Source organism: Pseudomonas frederiksbergensis (assembly GCF_035751725.1).
Taxonomy (GTDB): Bacteria; Pseudomonadota; Gammaproteobacteria; order Pseudomonadales; family Pseudomonadaceae; genus Aquipseudomonas; species Aquipseudomonas frederiksbergensis_A.
Genome location: NZ_CP142104.1, coordinates 4,656,706 through 4,675,147, shown reverse-complemented (window position 1 = coordinate 4,675,147; position 18,442 = coordinate 4,656,706). Strand labels below are relative to the sequence as shown.

Genomic DNA, 18,442 nt, shown 5'->3' with positions numbered 1-18,442 from the left:
TCGGGGCTTTTGCTTTTCTGGATTGTGATCTTTCGGTGCTGCCCTTTTTGTAGTTTCAGTTTGTAAGCCTTTGCCTAGTGTTACGTAAGCTTTCGGGTTTCCTTCAATGGGACAGTTGACTCAAAAAGACGTCGTAAAATGTTCAACACGTTGTTATTGAAGGAATTTACTCTTTATGAATAGACCGTTACAGAGCTCGGCACTCGCCTTGGCCCCATTGCGCTGGATTGAGAAAACACTAATATCAACCCTGTGTCGACGGACAGACACACCCGTCAAGGATGATGGGAACGGAAGGACATCGCAGGACGCGATTCATCAGGACGATGAAAAGGATTAAAGGGATTAGGGAAAAAATGTGGGCGGGTCAAACCGCCCCTTTTTTTGCCTGCGATTTGGTTCCAGGCAGCAAAAAGGCCCGCAAGGGGCCTTTTGGTGACGCAGGGAAGATCAGCGCTCGAGGTCTGCAATCTTGCCTGGCTTGCCATCCCACTCTTCAGCGTCCGGCAGCGCATCTTTCTTCTCGGTAATGTTCGGCCAGATGTCCGCCAGTTCAGCGTTCAGCTCGATGAAGTTCTCCATGCCGGCTGGCACTTCGTCTTCCGAGAAAATGGCATTCGCCGGGCATTCCGGTTCGCACAGGGCGCAGTCGATGCACTCGTCCGGGTGAATGACCAGGAAATTCGGGCCTTCGTAAAAGCAGTCCACCGGACACACTTCTACGCAGTCGGTGTACTTGCACTTGATGCAGTTGTCGGTGACGACGAAGGTCATTTCTAATTCTCTCCTCAGGCGGCTGCGGCGAAGCCCCTTCACGGTGGGGGTCGCGGGGTTCGGGAGCGATAATCTGCAAACCCAGGCTAATAGGCAGCAGCATCCCAAACCGCGCGAGATTCTAACAGCTTGAAAGCCTGTGCGTTAGATCCGTGTCTTCAATGTATAGAGTAAATCCAGCGCCCGACGGGGCGTCAGGTCATCCAGATCGAGCTTGGCCAGTTCATCGAGCACCGGATGCGGCAGGCTGGCGAACAGGTCGCTTTGCTGCGGCGCAGCCGGTTTGCCTTTGGTCGGGCGCGGTGCTTCGTGGGGCAGGCTGGTGGTTTCCAGGCGGCTCAGGTGCTCGCGGGCGCGGCTGATGACATCGCTCGGAACCCCGGCCAGCTGGGCCACCGCCAGGCCATAGCTCTGGCTGGCAGGGCCGGGCAGCACGTGGTGGAGGAAGACGATGCGTTCGTTGTGCTCAGTGGCGTTGAGGTGGACGTTGGCCACCAGCGGCTGGCTTTCCGGCAGCACAGTCAATTCGAAGTAGTGCGTGGCGAACAGCGTGTAGGCCCGCAACTGGGCGAGACGTTCTGCCGCAGCCCAAGCCAGGGACAAGCCGTCGAAGGTGCTGGTGCCGCGGCCGACCTCGTCCATCAGCACCAGGCTGCGTTCGGTGGCGTTGTGCAGGATGTTCGCGGTTTCGCTCATTTCCACCATGAACGTCGAACGCCCGCCGGCCAGGTCGTCGCTGGAGCCGATCCGGGTGAAAATGCGGTCCACCAGGGACAATTCGCAGCTGGCCGCGGGGACAAAGCTGCCGATATGGGCCAGCAGCACGATCAACGCGGTCTGACGCATGTAGGTGGATTTACCGCCCATGTTCGGACCGGTGATCACCAGCATGCGGGTGTTGTCGTCCAGGCTCAGGTCGTTGGCCACGAACGGCGTGGTCAGGACTTGCTCGACCACCGGGTGGCGACCCTGGCTGATGCGCATGCACGGCTCGCTGACGAAGCGCGGGCAGTTGAGGTCCAGGTTCAGGGCGCGTTCGGCCAGGTTGCTCAGCACGTCCAGTTCCGCCAGGGCGGCGGCGGTATCCTGCAACGGCGGGAGCTGGCTGATCAAGTCTTCGAGCAGCGCTTCGTAGAGCATCTTCTCTCGGGCCAGGGCGCGGCTCTTGGCGGACAGCGCCTTGTCTTCGAACGCCTTGAGCTCCGGAGTGATGAAACGCTCGGCACCCTTGAGGGTCTGGCGGCGAATGTAATCGGCCGGGGCTTGCTCGGCCTGCTTGCTCGGCAGTTCGATGAAGTAGCCGTGGATGCGGTTGTAGCCGACCTTGAGGTTGGCCAGGCCGGTGCGGGCTTTTTCCCGGGCTTCGAGGTCGATCAGGAACTGGCCAGCGTTTTCGCTCAGCGATTGCAGTTCGTCGAGCTCGGCGTCGTAGCCGGTTTTCAACACGCCACCGTCACGGATCACTGCCGGCGGATTGTCGATGATCGCTTTTTCCAGCAGCGCGGCCAGGTCCGGGTAGGTGCTGGTGGTGCGCGCCAGTTGCTGCAGGTGCGGTGCTTCGAGGTCGGTCATTGCCACCAGCAATTCAGGCAACGCGCCGAGGGCATCGCGCAGGCGCGCCAGGTCACGGGGACGGGCGTTGCGCAGGCCGATACGTGCGAGGATCCGCTCGATGTCGCCGATTTCCTTGAGTTGCGGTTGCAATTGTTCGAAGCGATAACGATCCAGCAGGCAGGTAATGGATGATTGGCGCGCTGTCAGTACCGTCAGGTCCCGAAGCGGGCGGTTCAACCAGCGGGTCAGCAGGCGGCTGCCCATGGCGGTCTGGCAGCGATCGACCACCGATTGCAAGGTGTTGTCGCGACCGCCGGCCAGGTTGGTGTCCAGCTCCAGGTTGCGCCGGCTCGCGCCGTCCAGCACCACCGTGTCATCCAGGCGTTCGTGACGCAGGCTGCGCAAATGGGGCAGGGCGGTGCGCTGGGTTTCCTTGGCGTAGGCCAGCAGGCAACCGGCCGCGCCGATGGCCAGGGTCAGGTTCTCGCAACCAAAGCCCTTCAGGTCTTGTGTCGCGAACTGCTGGCAGAGACTTTTCAGCGCCGAGTCGCGCTCGAAATCCCACGGTGCCCGACGACGTACGCCACGGCGTTTCTCCGCAGGCAGGTCCTTGGGCCAGTCATCGGGAATCAACAGCTCTACCGGATTGACCCGCTCCAGCTCCGCCAGCAGGTTTTCCCAGCCCTTGATTTCCAAAACCGAGAAATTACCGCTGGTGATGTCCAGCACGGCCAGGCCAAACAGGCGTTCGTCGCCCAGGACCGCGGCGATCAGGTTGTCCCTGCGTTCATCCAGCAAGGCTTCGTCACTGACGGTACCCGGTGTGATGATGCGCACCACTTGGCGTTCTACCGGGCCTTTGCTGGTGGCCGGGTCGCCGACTTGCTCGCAGATCACCACGGACTCGCCCAGCTTGACCAGCTTCGCCAGATAACCTTCCGCCGCGTGGTAAGGAATCCCACACATCGGAATCGCCATGCCCGCCGATTGCCCACGCGCCGTCAGGGTGATGTCCAGCAGTTTGGCGGCTTTCTTCGCGTCCTCGTAGAAGATTTCGTAGAAGTCGCCCATGCGGTAGAACATCAGTTGATCGGGGTGCTGGTTCTTCAAGCGCCAGTATTGCTGCATCATCGGCGTGTGGGAGGACAGGTCGTTCACGGCTGTATTCATGGGTGTCAGGCAAAGCTCGTTGGAAGGTGTGGGGCAAAAGGAGGGGCATCGGCCCGGCTTTTCCGCGATGGGCGCAAGGTTAACATGGGTGGTCGGGGGGGACCCAGTTTGGGATTGGGTGTATATCCTTTGCCGCGGTAACGGCTACTTATGGTTCCGCCCTGACGGCGGGTCACTTTCGAAAAGCGCGAAAGTAACCAAAGCGCTTTTGCCCCACCACTCGGTGCCTCGCCCAGGCTCGGCATGCCTGAACGAAGGCATTGCTCCGTGGGCCGCCGCGAAGGGCCATCCATGGCCCAGCGCGGCTAACCCGGCATCCATGCCGGGTTGCCCACTGCGCAATACCTTCGTTCAGCCAGCGTGGTTAACGGGGCGCCCCAGATCAAAAACAAAACCGAGGCGGCCTAATAGCCGACCTGGCTCTCCCGGTCGTACACCCATCATATCTGTGGGAGCAAAGCTTGCTCGCGAGGCGGCCTGACAGCCGACCTGTCTCTCCGGCTGTACCCCGATCCAATGTGGGAGCGAGCTTGCTCGCGATGACGGCAGCCAATACAACTTAGTTGTAACTGGACTACCGCTATCGCGAGCTCACTCCCACAGTGATTACTCGGGCTTCTCTTAGGTCTCGGCTTGCATCATGAGTGCCTACCTCACCTCAACCACATCCAACGCCCGATTCGCTAGCAACTGGCTCAGCTCGATCATCTGCTGAATCCCCAGCAAGATATTCCGTCGCGAGCCCTTCAGGTCGAATGCCAGGTCGCTGACCATGGCGTTGGCCGAGGCCAGGGTTTCGCTGAGGTTGGCGAGCAGGCATTCGGCGTCGATGTTAGGCGCGATGAGGAAAAGGGTGTCAGGTGTGTCGGCGGTGGCTTTGTCGGTTTTCGGCTTGAGGTAGTAGTCCAGCGCGCGGGTGGCCGCGTCGTCGAGTTTCTTGGCGTTGGCCGATTGGCTGCGGGAGACGTGATCGTCTGGGGGATTTGGAGTGTTCTTCGGCATTCTATGGATCCTTGAAGTTGAGCCACCACTCACTCGCGACTAAACGAGGGGGGGGCAGCTGTACGCAGGTTAGTCGACCGGGGATCCAAGGAACCGGCGCGCCCGAGGGCGCCCTGCGCACAGCCACCATTGAGTGCAGGAATAAGAAGTACCTGACTTAATGGAGCAATGAGCACCTTGGAATACCGAGCGACTAAACCCGATCACTGATGGACAGTGACGAGATCAAAAGTACCGATGGGATCCAAGGCGCACAAGCCGGCGGATTCTGGCGTAGTTGTAGGCAGAGGCGCAAGTTGGCGTAGCCTTGTGTTGCGCTTTTGAAGGACGGGTTTGGAGCCTTTTCCCAAGGGCCTGTAGGACGTATTCCGTGGCGAGTGTAAAAAGCGGAAATTGCATCTTTATGCAAATCAGCATTTGTCTTCCGCAGAAAGAACAAGCACTATGCGCGTTATGCAAAAACGCAACGTTTCTACCGTATTAAGAGCATTGCTCGATCAGCACGGGATCTCCCCCACGGAGCTTCACCGGCGTACCGGCGTGCCTCAGTCCACCCTCTCGCGGATCCTCAGCGGCAAGATCGTCGACCCTTCGGATAAACACATCTCGAAGATCGCCGAATATTTTGCCGTGAGCACCGACCAGTTGCGCGGGCGCGCGGACGTTGTGCCTGCCGGCAATGTCCGCCGCGACGAGCCGCATTCCGAACTCAAGGACATTAGCCTGTGGGACGACGAAACACCCGTCGAAGAAGACGAGGTGTCGGTCCCTTTTCTGCGTGAGGTTGAATTGGCTGCTGGATCAGGAAGATTCGTCATCGAGGAAAGCGAGCGCTCCAGCCTGCGCTTCGGCAAGCGCAGCCTGCGCCACAACGGCGTGCAGTTCGACCAGGCCAAATGCGTGACGGTACGCGGCAACAGCATGTTGCCAGTGCTGCGCGACGGCGCCACGGTTGGGGTGAATGCCGGTAAATGCGGGATCGGCGACATCGTCGACGGTGACCTCTACGCCATCAACCACAACGGCCAACTGCGGGTGAAGCAGCTTTATCGCCTGCCCACCGGCATCCGCCTGCGCAGCTTCAACCGCGATGAGCATCCGGATGAGGACTACACCTTCCAGGAAATGCAGGACGAGCAGATCGTCATCCTCGGTCACGTCTTCTGGTGGGGCATGTACGCCCGCTAACCCTTCCGCTGTCAGATAAAACCCGCCGTCGTGCGGGTTTTTTTTCGCCTCGTGAAAACTCACACCCCCGCATTTACAAGGCTTTCATGCATTTGCGCATTCGCAACGCATAAATAAATGCATTTACGCATTGACTGTATATGCATCCATGCATATTCTGTGTCCAAGCCGCTCGACAAAGCGGCTGGCAACAAAGCTCTTTAGTTCCACCAACAGGCAGCGATGAACCGGCCTTAACGGTTCAGAGGGTTGGCAACTGGCCCGGGTGTGCAGCGTAAAGCACCAGAAGCAGTTATCCGGCGGGCAGGGACCGCGGCCGGAGGAACAATTTGAATGGATCCGTACCGCGCCAGTCGCGCCGAAAGATCAAGCGCATTACTGAAAAGCCTGGGTAACCGGGCTTTTTGGAATGCCTGTGCCGTGAGGTGCTTCAAACCGCCGCCAATGGGAGGGCTTTCGATGCTGAAGGATTTCAGATGCGGTCACTGCAAAAAACTGCTGGCCCGCATGGGCGAGCACACCGAACTCCAGATCAGGTGTTCCCGGTGCGGGACGTTGAATCATGTGAAGGCCGTTGAGCCTCGAGTAAACGCCAGCGAGCGAGATGAGCGCTGTTGATCAACCGCGCGATCAATCGATAACTCAAGAGGTGAATCATGAATCGTTTCAAGAAATATATCGCCCCGCTGTTGCTGTCCATTGCGCTGCCCGGTGTCGGGAGCAACGCCAGCGCCGCCAACCTTCTGGTCAACGGTAGCTTCGAACAGCCGGGCTGCAGCGCGAGTTGCATATTGAATACTCCGGCGAAAGCCAACTTTATTACGGGTTGGACGACGTTTCTGTCTGGAGCCGAGTACTTCAATATGCCGGCCTCGATCGGCGGTTCTGTGGCGGCGGATGGCGTCGTAATTGTCGACTTGGCTAACTATGTCTATAGCAACGGCGGTGGCATTCAGCAGAACTTCGCCACCGCAGTCGGCGCCAAGTACCGCTTGACCTTCAGCGCGGGTAATTCGCGCTACGCCAGCCGCTCCGGCGACGGCACCATCCAGGTCAAGGTGGCGGGGCAGAGTGTCACCTTCAACACGCCATCGGCGAAAGGTACCGCCGTGGAGTGGAGCACCATCACGTATGACTTCACGGCCACTTCGGCTCAAACGACTTTGGCCTTCTCCAACGAACAGAATCCTTACGTCAACTTCGCTTTCATCGACAACGTCATCGTTGAGCGACTGTAGAACGTCGCCCGTCTTCAATGACCCCCGCCCCAAACGCTCATCACTCACCCCCAGGAAGCCTGACATGACAAACGAGCAACAAGCGTTGCTGGACATGCCGATCTGGCTGGTCATCGTGCTCGCCCTGGTGGGCGGGGTGACTGGCGAGATGTGGCGTGCCGATAAGGAGGGCGCCCGTGGCTGGTCGCTGCTGCGTCGCCTGGCGCTGCGTTCCGGTGCCTGCATGGTCTGCGGCGTCTCGGCGATCATGCTGTTGTACGCCATGGGCTTCTCGATCTGGGCCGCGGGCGCCTTCGGATGCCTGACCGCAATGGCCGGGGCGGACGTGGCCATCGGGCTTTACGAACGCTGGGCCGCCAAGCGGATGGGCGTTAGTGCGCCACCGCCGCGTGATTCCCGTTCCGACCAACATTGATCACTCGCTAATGATCTTTGTGCCGCCATAAAAAAGGAGGCCTGGATGCCTGCCGTCCTCGAAAAACCGTCGCAGTTGTTCTCGGCCATCGCCCAGACGCTGCGCACCACTTATCCCACCTTGAAAGTCGGCAGCCCCCAGGATTTCGATGGGACCGACGACCAACCCTGGGTGCTGATTGCCATCGAGCGTGATGCCCCCGGCCACCGCGCCAACGACGGGCGTATCGCTCATGTCCTGACGGTTTCCCTGCAAGTGGTCATGGCCGTTCCGGGCTGGGAGGCCTGCGATTTGGCCGCTGAGCTGAAGCACTTGGTCATGGATAACCGCTGGGGGCTGTCGGGCGATCAATGCGACATGCCCACGGAACTCGATGGCCTGCCGTCCGAGTTCATCAACCCGGCACGGCAATACACCGCCTGGACCCTTTCCTTCACCCAAACCCTGTACCTCGGCCCGACGCTGCTGGAGGACCCGCTGGGTATCCCGAAGTTTGCCCGCACCTGGGAAGTGTCGAACATCGACGACCCGGACCAATACACCGCACTCGAGGGCTGAGCCATGTTTGATACGCTGTTACGGATGCATCTGGGGCCGATCATCGAGCGTCTGGCGCAGATGGAAACCGAGCTGGAAGACTTGCATCGACGTGCGGAAAGTTTCTGCCGCATCGGCATTTGCCAGGAAGTCGACGCGGCCAGCAACACCTGCAAAGTCAGCCATGGCGGACTGCTGACCCCGGCGATCCGCTTTTTCAACCCCAGCGCCGGCGCCCAGAGCGAGTCGCGGATTCCGTCCGTGGGCGAGCAATGCCTGTTGCTCAACCATGGCGGCGGCGAGAGCGGCGGGCAGGCGGTGGCGTTGTTTGGCCTCAACGGTGGTCAGTTCCCGCCCGTCTCGACCCAGGCCTCGCTGACGCGGCGCCTCTATCAGGACGGTACGGAAAACGGCTACGACCACGCCAGCCATGTCCTGCACTGGCAAAACGGCCCGGCGGCGTTCAGCGGCTCCCGTGAAGCCCTGCAGTTGAACATCGGCCCGTCGCGGCTGGCGATGACGCCCGAGGCCATCGAACTGCAAGTCGGCGCCGTCGGCATTCGCCTCGACGCCTCCGGTGTGCACTTGAGCGGCCCGGTGGTGGATCACCAGGGGCGCGTCATCAGTACCGCATAAGAGATTTCCTAATGATTGGAATCGATCGAAACACTGGCGCCACGGTGGACGACTGGCTGCAGTTCGTTCAGCGCGCCACCCGGGCGCTGACCACGCCGTTGGGCACTCGCCAGAAGCGCCCGTTGTATGGCTGCGCACTCACCCAGCTGCTGGGGCAGAACCTCGGCGACGACCTGCTGATCCTCGCCCAGAGCCACGCGGCCCAAGCGTTCTACAACCCGCACAACGGTATCGATGATTTCGAGCCCCAGGTCATCGTCGCCAGCCGGCACGGAGCCGGGTTGCTGCTGCGTTTCGCCGGTATCTGGAAAAACCGCAAACAGACTTTCGAGGTGACGACATGAGCATGTTGATACCCGGCCAGAACCAACTGGCCGAACCGGCCATCGTCACCGTCGAAGCGTTCGAGGACTTGCTCGCCGAGTTCAAGACCTTTGTGGTCGAGTACGTCGCCACACGCTCTCCCGCCAGCGCCGTCAAGTTGGTGGACAGCCTCGAGAACGAAAGCGAACTGCTGACCCTGGCCCTTGAGGCGTTCTGTGTCCGGCTACAAACCCACGAACGCAAATACAACGCCCGCATCAAGCAGATGTTGGCGTGGTGGGCCACCGGCACCAACCTCGACGCTCGCCTCGCGGACATGGGGCTCGAACGTCAGTTGCTCGACCCGGGCGACCCGACCGCGTTCCCGCCCGTTCCACCGGTCTATGAGAGCGATGACGATGCGCGGTTGCGCTACTACCTGGCGCCCCATGCCCCGGCGGCCGGCTCGCGCATGCAGTATCGGCGGGAGATTTTCACCCTGGGGCAACGTCCGACGGTGAAAGTCGAAAATGCCTCGGCGGGTGTGGTGACGGTCACCTACACCTTCGACCCGGACAGCTACGCCGCCCAGATCAAGGACGGCAACGGACGCCGTACCGCGCCGGGCGAAGTCACGGTCACGGTGCTGTCCCGCGACGGCGATGGAACACCCTCCGAAGCATTGCTCGACGGCGTCCGCGAGCACTTCGCCCGACCGGATGTACGGCCCGAGACGGACTTGGTCATCGTGCAGGCCGCGCAAATCAAACCTTACAAGATCCGCGTCGTGGCGAAGATCAATCCTGGGCCTGACTCAGGCCTGACCCAGATTGCCGCACAGCAGCAATTGCAGGAATACGCCGAGGCCTGCCATCGCCTGGAAGGGCGGGTGGACCCCAGCTGGATCGACTACACGCTGCACAGCGCTGGCGCAGTTCAACTGCAGATTCTCGAACCGCTTGCGCCGATTGTGACGACGGCTTTCCAAGCGCCGTACTGCACGGGCGTCGAGGTCGAGGTGGATACGTTATGACTGACGACACATCTCGGCCGAGCCTGCTACCGGTCAACAGCTCACCGCTGGAGCGGGCGCTGGATCTCGGGTTTGCCCGGCTGCTGGAACGCATCGATCCGCCGTTTCCCGAACTGATGAACCCGACGGCCACGCCTTTGGCGTTTTTGCCGTATCTCGGGGCCGACCGTGGGGTCAGTGAGTGGGACGCAGCAGCCGCTGACCTGGAAAAACGCCTGACCGTTTCGTTGTCCTGGCAGATCCAGCGTCAGGCGGGTACGCGTCGAGCCCTGAGCCATGCCGTCGAGTCCATGGGATTCATACCCCATGTCGTCGCCTGGTATGAGCAGCAACCGCCTGCACATCCCTACACGTTTGATGTGCAAGCGATCATCGGACAGAACTGGTCCAGCGGCGACCACAACCGCTTGATACGGCGAATCAATGCGGCCAAGAGCGAGCGCGACCAGGCCACTATCACGCTCGTACATCAAACGAAGGGCGGTCTGGCGCTTGCGTCAGCCTCCCATGGGGCGTTGAGCGAGGCAGAACTGTTTCTGTGCGGGGCGCTGCCATCCCTTGATCTTGATGCGCGGCTTATCAGTACCGGCCTTTTCCAACCCTACATCATTAACGATTACGACCTCAGGGCGCAGCCATGACAGAAGACATTACGCGCTTGGTTCGCTTCACTTCCGCCGGCCTGGCCGAAGTGTTGCAGGCAAAGAACCAAGGCTTGAAAGGTGAGATCACTCACATAGGTGCCGGCACCGCCCGTTACGATCCCAATGGATCGGAAACGGCGCTTCGTAATGAGCGACAGCGTGTGCCAATCGTGGATTACGAAGACCTGGACCCAGGGCAACTGAGAATGGCCGCTCTGTTTGAGGGGCCGGATGAATATGAGATTGGCGAGTTCGGTTTCTATCTTTCCACCGGCACGCTGTTGGCGGTGTATTCGGTGGCTGGAAAGCTGCTGACCTACAAAGCGGCCGCCGCGCGAGTGTTGCAAAAGTTCACGCTGGATATCTCTCCGTTGCCGGCGCAAAGCGTCACGGTAGTGGTTGGGTCCGACAATCTGAACATTCTGATGAGTGAGGAAATCGCCACGTTGGCTACCGCCAATATCGACAACATGGCGCGGCACGTTGGCCTGATGTTTCGGGTGATGGCGCTCGAAGCCAAATAATCAAATAGCACAAGGAACCTGAATGTGAGTCTGGAAACCACTATCGCGTCGCTGGTATCGGCGGCCAATAACTTGACCACGACGGTCAATGGAAAAATCGGCAGTATCAACACGACCATGGCCACGGCTTTGACCCAGTTCAATGAGTGGCGAAGCCTGAAGGATGTGGAAGGGGATCCAAGCGCCCTGGGCACGATTCGTCGCAACGTTTTGCAGGGACACGTCTACGGGACTGGCGGCGTATATGGCGCAACGGCACAGGGTGATTTTGTTTCCACCAACCTGGGTGCCAGTTCAAATGTGTACATGCATTTCAAAGTGCCGCTTAACATCAATGTCAATTCGGAGATGTTCTGGTTCAACATCAAGGGCTACAGCTACGGCACAGCCAAAATAATCGACGAAACGCTGGTGGGGTATTGCTATCAGCCCACTCGGGTCCTGCAAAGTGTTTCGACCTTTGGGAACATGACTCCTGCTGTCTATGCCGATACGAACGGCAATATCGTCATGCGAATCCTGATTCCCAACGTTTATTACACCACCGTGCGCATTGACACCATGCGCGTGGGCAATGGTCGGTTATTCAATCTTGGGGATTTGACCACCAAGTTGTCGCTGGCCGAAACCGTTGTTTTCAGCTAAGGAATGAACATGTCTGATCTGTCCAACAATGACACTCCTGAAACTCCAATCGCCGTACCGTCGCGTGAAATCGAATGGGCCGCCATTCGCACACGCCGCAACCAACTGCTGCGGGACACGGACTTCACCCAACTGGCGGACTTCCCCGCAACAGAAGCCCAACTTGCCGAGATCAAGGCTTATCGCCAGGCCCTGCGAGACATCCCCGAAACGGACGCCGAGCCGTCCAGGCTGCTCTGGCCCGTGCTGCCAGATTTCATCAAGTAAACCACAACCGCGACAGCGGTTTTTTTTCGCCCGCATTAAGCCCCGCTATGGGGCTTTTGTGTTTTCGCATCCGGAGAGACCGTAGATGCCCATTCGTAAGCAATACACCGTGCTGTTGCCATTTCCTACCGGTGGCGGCCATTGGTCGAGCGCCGGCCAGACGTTGGATTTGTTGGATGTTGAGGCCAGTGCTTTGCGCAGTGCCGGTCGCCTCGAACTGACCAGCGTCCTGAACGCGCAGCAGCTGGCTGCTGACGCGCAAGCTACCCCAATCACCAAGGCCGTAAAGGCCACCACCAAAAAGGCTGAATAACCATGGCTGAGGTTTTGAACTTCGAGCACAACGGCATCACCGTCAATGCCACCGAATCTCCCGAGGCCATGGGTGGCCTGGGGGATAACGTCATCGGGCTGGTCGGCACCGCGCCGAATGCCAATCCGTTGATTCCGAAAAACACCCCGTTCCGCATCAACAGCTTCACCACCCAGGCCCAGCTGGACCCGACCGGTGCCGAGGCAGGTACGTTGTTCCACGCCGTCTACCAGATTCTCAAAGTGGTCAAGGTGCCGGTGTATGTGGTCATCGTCGAAGAGGGCGCCACCCTGGCCGACACGCAGAACAACGTGATCGGCGGCATCGAGGCGCAGACCGGGCGCAAGTTGGGCCTGGCGGCGTTGAGCGGCGTCGCTGAAGACCTGACCATCATCGGCGCGCCAGGCTTCACCGGCACCAAGGCCGTGGCCGGCGAGTTCGCTTCGTTTGGCAAGCGCATCAAGGCCCGTGTGGTGCTCGACGGCAAGGATGCCTCGGTCGCCGATCAAGTGACCTACAGCCAGGAACTGGGCGGCGCGGACCTCGGTTTCGACCGTTGCCTGGTGGTGCACAACATGCCGGCGGTGTATTCCAAGGCGGCGAAGAAAAACGTCTTCCTGGCCCCGTCGAGCCTGGCGATTGCCGCGCTTGCCAAGGTCAAGCAATGGGAGAGTCCGGGTAACCAGGTGACGTTCGCCGAAGACGTTTCCCGCACCGTGGAATACAACATTCTCGACACCTCCACCGAAGGCGATCTGCTCAACCGCTACGGCGTCAGCTACTACGCCCGGACCATCCTCGGCGGCTTCTCGCTGCTGGGCAACCGCTCCATCACCGGCAAGTTCATCAGCTACGTCGGCCTGGAAGATGCCATTAGCCGCAAGCTGGTGAAGGCCGGCCAGAAAGCCATGGCCAAGAACCTGACCAAGTCGTTCATGGACCAGGAGGTCAAGCGCATCAACGACTGGCTGCAAACCCTGGTCGCCGACGAAACCATTCCTGGCGGCAGCGTTTACCTGCACCCGGAATTGAACAGCGTCGAGAAGTACAAGAATGGCACCTGGTACGTGGTCATCGACTACGGCCGTTACGCGCCGAATGAACACATGATTTATCAACTCAATGCCCGCGATGAAATCATCGAGCAGTTCCTGGAGGACGTTCTCTAATGTTTACCAACCGCGTAAGACAGGCCATCGCGGCCACCCTGCAAGGCCTGCCGTTGTCGGCGACCGTGGAAGATTTCACCCCGCCGAAGATCGAATTCGACATGGAAGAGATGCGTGGCGGCCGCTTCATTGGCGAGGAAATGGCCAAGGGCGGCAAGGTGCTGACGGCCAAGCTGACCCTGCAAGGTCTCGGCCCTGAAGTCATGCTTGCGCTGGGCGTGAGTGTTGGTGACGACATTCTGCTGAACGTGCGCGAGGCCGGCCAGGACCAGGACGGCAATACCTGGTTCACCTACCACACGGTGGGCGGCAAGTTGAAATCCCTTGAGGAAACCGCGCTGAAAATGGGCGAGAAGCCCAAGACCAATCTTGAGCTGTCCTGCCGCACCTACAACCGCCTGGAAAACGGCGTGCCGGTGATCGACATCGACGTGCGCACCCAGAAGTTCGTGCTCAACGGCATCGACATTCTTGGCGATGCGCGCCGTGCGGTGTTGTTGCCTTAAGCCTTTGCCAGCCGGCAGATGCAGTCCCCTGTGGGAGCAGGCTCGCTCCCCGCAGGTTGTCCGCTGAATCACCAAGGAATTGATTTCATGTCCTGGATACCTCCTACCCATGAACTGTTGTCGCCGATCACCGGTGACGACGGTTCGCAGATCGAGCAGCTCACACTCAAACCGCTGTTCTACGCCGCGCAAAAAGACGCCCTGGCTCGCGCTGGCGATGACGAAGACGAGCAGTTCTTCGAGCTGGCCAAGTTGGCCACCGGCCTGTCGGGCAAGGAACTCGACCAGCTCAAACGCCCGGACTACGTGAGCATTGCCCAGTACGTGCACGAAATGTCCACGCGCCCGGCGTCGTATTTTCTGGATGACCCACAGGCCGATCCCGACCAGGTGCAGCTGCTGCAACCGCTCGACGTCGCGGGCCGCAGCCTGACCTCGTTGACCCTGGAAATGCCGGTGCTGCGTGCGACCAAGGCCATGAAAAAGCTGAAGACGGCCAAGGAGCGCGCCGAGTTCATCACCGCCCATTGCACCGGCCTGATGATTCCCGATCTCGATCTTTTAAGCGTGCCCGACTGGACCCAGTTGCAGGTACGCATCGACGATTTTTTAAACAAACCGGCGGACTTCTTTCGGAGCGCGACATCGAAGTGATCCTCGATGTGGTGCCGCTCATTTACTCGGTAAGTGAGGCGGAAATCCTGGAGTGGGACGCCGGCAAGGCCTTGCGCCGCTACGACATCGCGATCACTCGCCTTGGCGTGAAACAGGAGTAGAACAGGATGGCAGACAATACGTTTTCGCTGTCCGGCGTGGCGAGCATGGGCAGCGTATCCGAAACATCGGGGCTGAACCTGGCGTTGACCACGGCCAGTCTCGACATCCGCCTGCTGGTGTCGGAACAGGTCAAATTGCGGGAAACGCTGACATTGCTGAACGTTGCCTTGTCACAGCAGCAGTCGTTGCTCAAGGCAAGCGGATCGACGGCCGCTTCAAGCAGCGAGCCGAAATCCAAGCTAAAGGCCGAGGTTGAACAAAGCGCACCACCCGATCGACGCAAGTCTTCCATTGCCTTGGAGTTGGCGATGGTTGAGCTCAATCTGGTGGCGAAACTGAGCAAGGACCAGCTCTCTGGCATGGCGATCGCCAACCTGAAGATGGCCAGCGAAAAACAGGTGGCCCCCAGCGGGGCGACAGCGGTGCAACTCGCGCAGGTCGAACTGGTAGCGGCGAAAGCAGGTATCGGCAGTGGCCTCGAACCAGCCAGGAAGCAGGACGAGTTACTGAATTTCACTCGCGACAGTGCGGTCATGGCGTCGGCGTTCGGGCTTGATGTCAAGGCTGCCAGCGAAATGTTGATGGCCTGGCGCACAGCGCTGGATCTGGACCGGGGACAAAGCCTGGGCCTGGCGGATGCGACCAATCACCTTGGCAACAGCGGCCTGAATGTCAAAGCGGCCGATATCGGCTCGGTCGTACAACGCGGTGGCGAGGCTGGCATCGCCGCGGGCATGACCCCGCAGCAAGTGGCGGCCCTCGCGGCAGCGTTCCTGAACAGCGGCGTGGACAAGGCAGGCGCCGGTGAGGCTTTGAACGTATTCACCACGGTGCTGGCCAAGGGGAATGCAGCTTCACCGCAGCAGCGTCAGGCCTGGACCGAGCTGGACCCCAGGTTCAATTCGGCGATGGTGGCCGACGGTTTGCGTACGGACGCATCGGGAACCATCACCCTGGTGCTTGAAGCTCTGAAGAAAAAACCTGCCGAAGAACAACAGTCGCTTGCCAAGATTCTGTTTGGCGATAACACGGCGATCCTTGAGCTGCTGAAAAAACCGCAAGACACGCAGAAAGCGTTTGCGCTGGTGTCCGAGCGGACCACTGACGGAGCGTTGCCGAAGTACGACGGCTCCGTTGCCAAGGCCGCCGAAACGCTTGGGGATACGTCACAAGGACGATGGAACGCTCATCAGGCGAATCAGACGCGCCTGTCCTCGGCGGTTGGCAATGCGCTGATGCCGGTGGATGACGGTTTGACGGCCTCCCTCGATACAGTGACGGGCGGTTTGAGTTCGCTGGCAGAAGCGTCGCCGAAGGCTGCAGCAGGCGTTGCGCTTGCAGTCGCGGCCGTAGCCTCTCTGGTGGCGCTGCTTGGCAACGCTGTGTTGTCGGAGGGGCTTTCGAGGGTGGGCAAAAAGGTCCTGGACCAGACCGCCGCTCGCCTGCCAGAAAGCGTGGGGGACGTAATCGCCGACGCTGGTGACGGTACCCGCAAGGGCAAGGGCGGCAAAAAAGGAGCGCCCCGCGTGACCAGGACCAGGCCTGCCGGCAGGGCGAGCCGTTTGATGGGGACCGTGGCCAAGGCCCAACCCCTGGTCAGCAAAGCAGCGGCACCGCTAATGGTGGTCAGTGCCGGATACGATGCCTACAAAGGATTGCGCGACGGCGACGACAAGGCCGTTGGAGGTGCCGTCGGCCAGATGACCGGAACGGTCGTTGGGGCGGCTATCGGGTCGTTCCTTTTGCCTGGAATCGGCACCGCAATCGGCGGTTTCGTGGGCGGTATGGCCGGTTCATGGCTAGGCGAGCAACTGGCGTCGCCCAGTGATCGGCTCAAGGCGCCAGAGGCGGTGACCCAAGACTTGATCAGCGCCCAGACCACAGCCCAGACCACCGCTCAACAGAACAACATGACCGCGAACATCTACATCAACGGCCAGGATCAGGCCAGTGCAAGTCAGTTGGCGAACCTGGTCGTGCAACAGATCAGCGGCCAGTTCGGCCTGGCATCCATGCCCAACACACTGGCCATGCGCAGTGACGCTGCCCTGACCGACGGAGGTACGTGATGCGTCAACAAATGGCCCTCGGCAGTTTCATCTTTGGCCTGTCGAGAAATTTTGCTTACCACCAATTGGTACACACGTCGGATGGCGGCTGGAAAAACATCGACATCCTCACCAGCAAGCCCAAGTCCAGCCAGATCGGCCAAGGCCTGCAAGGGCTGACGATCACCGGCAAATCGATGTACGCGACCGCCATGGATCGCCTCGATGAGTTGCGCGCTTTGCAGGCGCTGCGCGTCCCGTTGCCGTTGGTCGACGGCATTGGTCGCAACTGGGGCCTGTGGCGGATCAACAATGTCACGGAAACCCAGACCGCAATCATTGATGACGGCACGGCAATGGTGGTCGGTTGGGTGGTTGATTTGACGGAGTTCGCCAATGCGTAGGGTTCGAAGTATCGCTGGTGATTCGGCGAATCTGCTGCTGTATCGCGAGCTGGAGCGTTGTGACGACGTCGTCGAGGAGGCGCTCTGGCAGCTCAATCCGGGGTTGGCTGAATGGGGGCCGGTATTGCCTGCGGGCGTATGGGTGGTCTTGCCGGAAGTGGAACTCAAGCCCGTGGCAACCCCACCGGTTTCGGCCTGGGATTAAGGAGGCGACATGTCATTGGGTTTTACGCCTGCGGTGGAAATTTATGGCGCGAATGCCGCGCTGCTCAACGAGCGCCTGCTCAAGTGGGAGCATGTCGACGCGGCGGGGATCGAGTCCGATCAACTGACGCTCACCATCAGCCTGGAAGGTCTGGAAGGGTTGCCCAGCCTGGGCGGGAAAATCGGCCTGCGGGTCGGTTATCTGGAGTCGGGACTGGTGGATAAAGGCGAGTTCGTCATCACTCGGCGCACGCCGTTCCTGTTTCCGCTGCAACTCGTTCTGGTGGCCATGGCGGCGCCGTTCAGCGCGGCGGACCAGACGGGCTTCAAGCAACGCCGATCTGTCAGCCATGGCCCGACGACTCTGGGGGCGCTGTTTCGTCAACTGACCTCCAGGCACGGGTTTTCGCCCCGTGTGGCGCCGGACCTGTCGCTGATCAGAATCGAGCATGTCGACCAGTCCAACGAAACCGACATGGGTTTCCTCACGCGCTTGGCCCACCGTTATGACGCCGTCGCCAAACCGGTCAACGAGTTGTATGTACTGGCCCGGCGCGGTCAGGCGAAGTCGTTGTCGGGCAAGGTCTTGCCCGAGATGAAACTGTCAGTGACGACGAACAATCGTCCGGGTGATCACGCTTTCATTTCGGCCAAGCTGGATGAAACCGCGCGGGCAAAGTACAACGGTTGCAAGACCACTTGGTGGGATGCGGCGGCGGGCACGCTTCGGGTCGAGGAGAGCGGCATCGCGCCGTTCAAGACCGTGCGCCAGCGCTTCCAGAGCGCAGAGGAAGCCCGCGCCGCCGGTGAAGGCGAGGTGCGCCGGATGTTACGCGAAGCCTTGAAAGTGAAGATCGAATGCCCCGGCAATCCGGGGTTGTCCGCCGAGGGCATCGTACTGCTGGACCCCACCTGGCCGGATTTCATGCGCGGGCGCTGGTCGATCGACAAGGTCACCGCCAGCGGCGACCGGGAAAAAAGCTACCGCTGCAGCATCGACGCGACCTGCCTGGACGCCAAGGCCTGACCCTACCCCCTGTGGGAACTCGCGATAGCGGTATCCCATTCAACATTTCTGCTGCCTGACCCAC

Annotated in this window: 23 protein-coding genes; 20 read left to right on the top strand and 3 right to left on the bottom strand. The window is 60.2% G+C overall.

Features of this window, described 5'->3' with window-relative positions:
• Positions 1–450 precede the first annotated feature (450 nt).
• The 3 genes from fdxA to VQ575_RS20895 all read right to left on the bottom strand — a co-directional run bounded on the left by fdxA (position 451) and on the right by VQ575_RS20895 (position 4,500).
• Positions 451–774, bottom strand: a complete 324-nt coding sequence (gene fdxA, locus VQ575_RS20905) for a ferredoxin FdxA (protein ID WP_003184854.1) — start codon at positions 772–774, stop codon at positions 451–453.
• A gap of 144 nt (positions 775–918) precedes the next feature.
• On the bottom strand, positions 919–3,486 hold the full coding sequence (gene mutS / locus VQ575_RS20900; RefSeq protein ID WP_325918351.1) for a DNA mismatch repair protein MutS: 2,568 nt from the start codon (positions 3,484–3,486) through the stop codon (positions 919–921).
• A gap of 660 nt (positions 3,487–4,146) precedes the next feature.
• A complete protein-coding gene (locus VQ575_RS20895) occupies positions 4,147–4,500 on the bottom strand; it encodes a DUF6124 family protein (protein ID WP_325918350.1) in 354 nt (117 codons plus the stop codon).
• 453 nt (positions 4,501–4,953) lie between these two features.
• Here VQ575_RS20895 and VQ575_RS20890 point away from each other — a divergent pair, with 453 nt between their 5' ends.
• The 20 genes from VQ575_RS20890 to VQ575_RS20795 all read left to right on the top strand — a co-directional run bounded on the left by VQ575_RS20890 (position 4,954) and on the right by VQ575_RS20795 (position 18,378).
• Complete coding sequence (locus tag VQ575_RS20890) at positions 4,954–5,688, top strand: LexA family transcriptional regulator (protein ID WP_039594456.1); 735 nt, start codon at positions 4,954–4,956, stop codon at positions 5,686–5,688.
• A 459-nt stretch (positions 5,689–6,147) separates the two neighbouring features.
• Positions 6,148–6,306, top strand: coding sequence for a Com family DNA-binding transcriptional regulator (locus tag VQ575_RS20885; RefSeq protein WP_325919903.1), 159 nt, complete (start codon positions 6,148–6,150; stop codon positions 6,304–6,306).
• A gap of 38 nt (positions 6,307–6,344) precedes the next feature.
• The gene (locus tag VQ575_RS20880; RefSeq protein WP_039594419.1) at positions 6,345–6,926 is read left to right on the top strand and encodes a DUF642 domain-containing protein; all 582 of its coding nucleotides are present in this window, start codon (positions 6,345–6,347) and stop codon (positions 6,924–6,926) included.
• 64 nt (positions 6,927–6,990) lie between these two features.
• Entirely contained in the window at positions 6,991–7,341 is a 351-nt protein-coding gene (locus tag VQ575_RS20875) for a phage holin family protein (RefSeq protein WP_045155199.1), read from the top strand.
• A 45-nt stretch (positions 7,342–7,386) separates the two neighbouring features.
• Entirely contained in the window at positions 7,387–7,899 is a 513-nt protein-coding gene (locus tag VQ575_RS20870; RefSeq protein WP_325918349.1) for a hypothetical protein, read from the top strand.
• Between the two features lie 3 nt (positions 7,900–7,902).
• Positions 7,903–8,514 carry a phage baseplate assembly protein V gene (locus VQ575_RS20865; RefSeq protein ID WP_325918347.1) on the top strand — a complete coding sequence of 204 codons (612 nt, stop codon included), beginning with the start codon at positions 7,903–7,905 and terminating at the stop codon, positions 8,512–8,514.
• 11 nt (positions 8,515–8,525) lie between these two features.
• Entirely contained in the window at positions 8,526–8,858 is a 333-nt protein-coding gene (locus VQ575_RS20860) for a phage baseplate protein (RefSeq protein ID WP_325918346.1), read from the top strand.
• Positions 8,855–9,850 (top strand): baseplate J/gp47 family protein, encoded by a 996-nt coding sequence (locus tag VQ575_RS20855; protein WP_325918345.1) that lies wholly within the window; start codon positions 8,855–8,857, stop codon positions 9,848–9,850. The genes VQ575_RS20860 and VQ575_RS20855 overlap by 4 nt, the downstream gene beginning before the upstream one ends.
• Entirely contained in the window at positions 9,847–10,491 is a 645-nt protein-coding gene (locus tag VQ575_RS20850) for a phage tail protein I (protein WP_325918344.1), read from the top strand. The genes VQ575_RS20855 and VQ575_RS20850 overlap by 4 nt, the downstream gene beginning before the upstream one ends.
• Complete coding sequence (locus VQ575_RS20845) at positions 10,488–11,018, top strand: hypothetical protein (protein ID WP_186728889.1); 531 nt, start codon at positions 10,488–10,490, stop codon at positions 11,016–11,018. The genes VQ575_RS20850 and VQ575_RS20845 overlap by 4 nt, the downstream gene beginning before the upstream one ends.
• A 24-nt stretch (positions 11,019–11,042) precedes the next feature.
• The gene (locus VQ575_RS20840; protein ID WP_325918343.1) at positions 11,043–11,663 is read left to right on the top strand and encodes a hypothetical protein; all 621 of its coding nucleotides are present in this window, start codon (positions 11,043–11,045) and stop codon (positions 11,661–11,663) included.
• 9 nt (positions 11,664–11,672) lie between these two features.
• Positions 11,673–11,930, top strand: a complete 258-nt coding sequence (locus VQ575_RS20835; protein WP_325918342.1) for a tail fiber assembly protein — start codon at positions 11,673–11,675, stop codon at positions 11,928–11,930.
• A gap of 85 nt (positions 11,931–12,015) precedes the next feature.
• Entirely contained in the window at positions 12,016–12,243 is a 228-nt protein-coding gene (locus VQ575_RS20830; RefSeq protein ID WP_325918341.1) for a hypothetical protein, read from the top strand.
• A 2-nt stretch (positions 12,244–12,245) separates the two neighbouring features.
• On the top strand, positions 12,246–13,412 hold the full coding sequence (locus VQ575_RS20825; RefSeq protein ID WP_039594427.1) for a phage tail sheath protein: 1,167 nt from the start codon (positions 12,246–12,248) through the stop codon (positions 13,410–13,412).
• Positions 13,412–13,918 carry a phage major tail tube protein gene (locus tag VQ575_RS20820; RefSeq protein WP_045155205.1) on the top strand — a complete coding sequence of 169 codons (507 nt, stop codon included), beginning with the start codon at positions 13,412–13,414 and terminating at the stop codon, positions 13,916–13,918. Before VQ575_RS20825 ends, VQ575_RS20820 begins: the two co-directional genes overlap by 1 nt.
• Positions 13,919–14,005: 87 nt before the next feature.
• A complete protein-coding gene (locus tag VQ575_RS20815; protein ID WP_039594429.1) occupies positions 14,006–14,572 on the top strand; it encodes a phage tail assembly protein in 567 nt (188 codons plus the stop codon).
• Positions 14,573–14,700: 128 nt separating this feature from the next.
• Positions 14,701–16,764: a phage tail tape measure protein gene (locus VQ575_RS20810; RefSeq protein ID WP_325918340.1), complete on the top strand. Its 2,064-nt coding sequence runs from the start codon at positions 14,701–14,703 to the stop codon at positions 16,762–16,764.
• A complete protein-coding gene (locus VQ575_RS20805; protein WP_039594431.1) occupies positions 16,764–17,147 on the top strand; it encodes a phage tail protein in 384 nt (127 codons plus the stop codon). Before VQ575_RS20810 ends, VQ575_RS20805 begins: the two co-directional genes overlap by 1 nt.
• Entirely contained in the window at positions 17,140–17,352 is a 213-nt protein-coding gene (locus VQ575_RS20800) for a tail protein X (RefSeq protein WP_045155207.1), read from the top strand. The genes VQ575_RS20805 and VQ575_RS20800 overlap by 8 nt, the downstream gene beginning before the upstream one ends.
• A gap of 9 nt (positions 17,353–17,361) precedes the next feature.
• Positions 17,362–18,378 (top strand): contractile injection system protein, VgrG/Pvc8 family, encoded by a 1,017-nt coding sequence (locus tag VQ575_RS20795; RefSeq protein ID WP_198723305.1) that lies wholly within the window; start codon positions 17,362–17,364, stop codon positions 18,376–18,378.
• The last annotated feature ends 64 nt before the right edge of the window (positions 18,379–18,442 follow it).

Coding starts and splice junctions, on each gene's coding strand:
- fdxA (WP_003184854.1), bottom strand. CDS start 774: ATGACCTTCGTCGTCACCGACAACTGCATCAAGTGCAAGTACACCGAC.
- VQ575_RS20895 (WP_325918350.1), bottom strand. CDS start 4,500: ATGCCGAAGAACACTCCAAATCCCCCAGACGATCACGTCTCCCGCAGC.
- VQ575_RS20890 (WP_039594456.1), top strand. CDS start 4,954: ATGCAAAAACGCAACGTTTCTACCGTATTAAGAGCATTGCTCGATCAG.
- VQ575_RS20885 (WP_325919903.1), top strand. CDS start 6,148: ATGCTGAAGGATTTCAGATGCGGTCACTGCAAAAAACTGCTGGCCCGC.
- VQ575_RS20880 (WP_039594419.1), top strand. CDS start 6,345: ATGAATCGTTTCAAGAAATATATCGCCCCGCTGTTGCTGTCCATTGCG.
- VQ575_RS20875 (WP_045155199.1), top strand. CDS start 6,991: ATGACAAACGAGCAACAAGCGTTGCTGGACATGCCGATCTGGCTGGTC.
- VQ575_RS20870 (WP_325918349.1), top strand. CDS start 7,387: ATGCCTGCCGTCCTCGAAAAACCGTCGCAGTTGTTCTCGGCCATCGCC.
- VQ575_RS20865 (WP_325918347.1), top strand. CDS start 7,903: ATGTTTGATACGCTGTTACGGATGCATCTGGGGCCGATCATCGAGCGT.
- VQ575_RS20860 (WP_325918346.1), top strand. CDS start 8,526: ATGATTGGAATCGATCGAAACACTGGCGCCACGGTGGACGACTGGCTG.
- VQ575_RS20855 (WP_325918345.1), top strand. CDS start 8,855: ATGAGCATGTTGATACCCGGCCAGAACCAACTGGCCGAACCGGCCATC.
- VQ575_RS20850 (WP_325918344.1), top strand. CDS start 9,847: ATGACTGACGACACATCTCGGCCGAGCCTGCTACCGGTCAACAGCTCA.
- VQ575_RS20845 (WP_186728889.1), top strand. CDS start 10,488: ATGACAGAAGACATTACGCGCTTGGTTCGCTTCACTTCCGCCGGCCTG.
- VQ575_RS20835 (WP_325918342.1), top strand. CDS start 11,673: ATGTCTGATCTGTCCAACAATGACACTCCTGAAACTCCAATCGCCGTA.
- VQ575_RS20830 (WP_325918341.1), top strand. CDS start 12,016: ATGCCCATTCGTAAGCAATACACCGTGCTGTTGCCATTTCCTACCGGT.
- VQ575_RS20825 (WP_039594427.1), top strand. CDS start 12,246: ATGGCTGAGGTTTTGAACTTCGAGCACAACGGCATCACCGTCAATGCC.
- VQ575_RS20820 (WP_045155205.1), top strand. CDS start 13,412: ATGTTTACCAACCGCGTAAGACAGGCCATCGCGGCCACCCTGCAAGGC.
- VQ575_RS20815 (WP_039594429.1), top strand. CDS start 14,006: ATGTCCTGGATACCTCCTACCCATGAACTGTTGTCGCCGATCACCGGT.
- VQ575_RS20810 (WP_325918340.1), top strand. CDS start 14,701: ATGGCAGACAATACGTTTTCGCTGTCCGGCGTGGCGAGCATGGGCAGC.
- VQ575_RS20805 (WP_039594431.1), top strand. CDS start 16,764: ATGCGTCAACAAATGGCCCTCGGCAGTTTCATCTTTGGCCTGTCGAGA.
- VQ575_RS20800 (WP_045155207.1), top strand. CDS start 17,140: ATGCGTAGGGTTCGAAGTATCGCTGGTGATTCGGCGAATCTGCTGCTG.
- VQ575_RS20795 (WP_198723305.1), top strand. CDS start 17,362: ATGTCATTGGGTTTTACGCCTGCGGTGGAAATTTATGGCGCGAATGCC.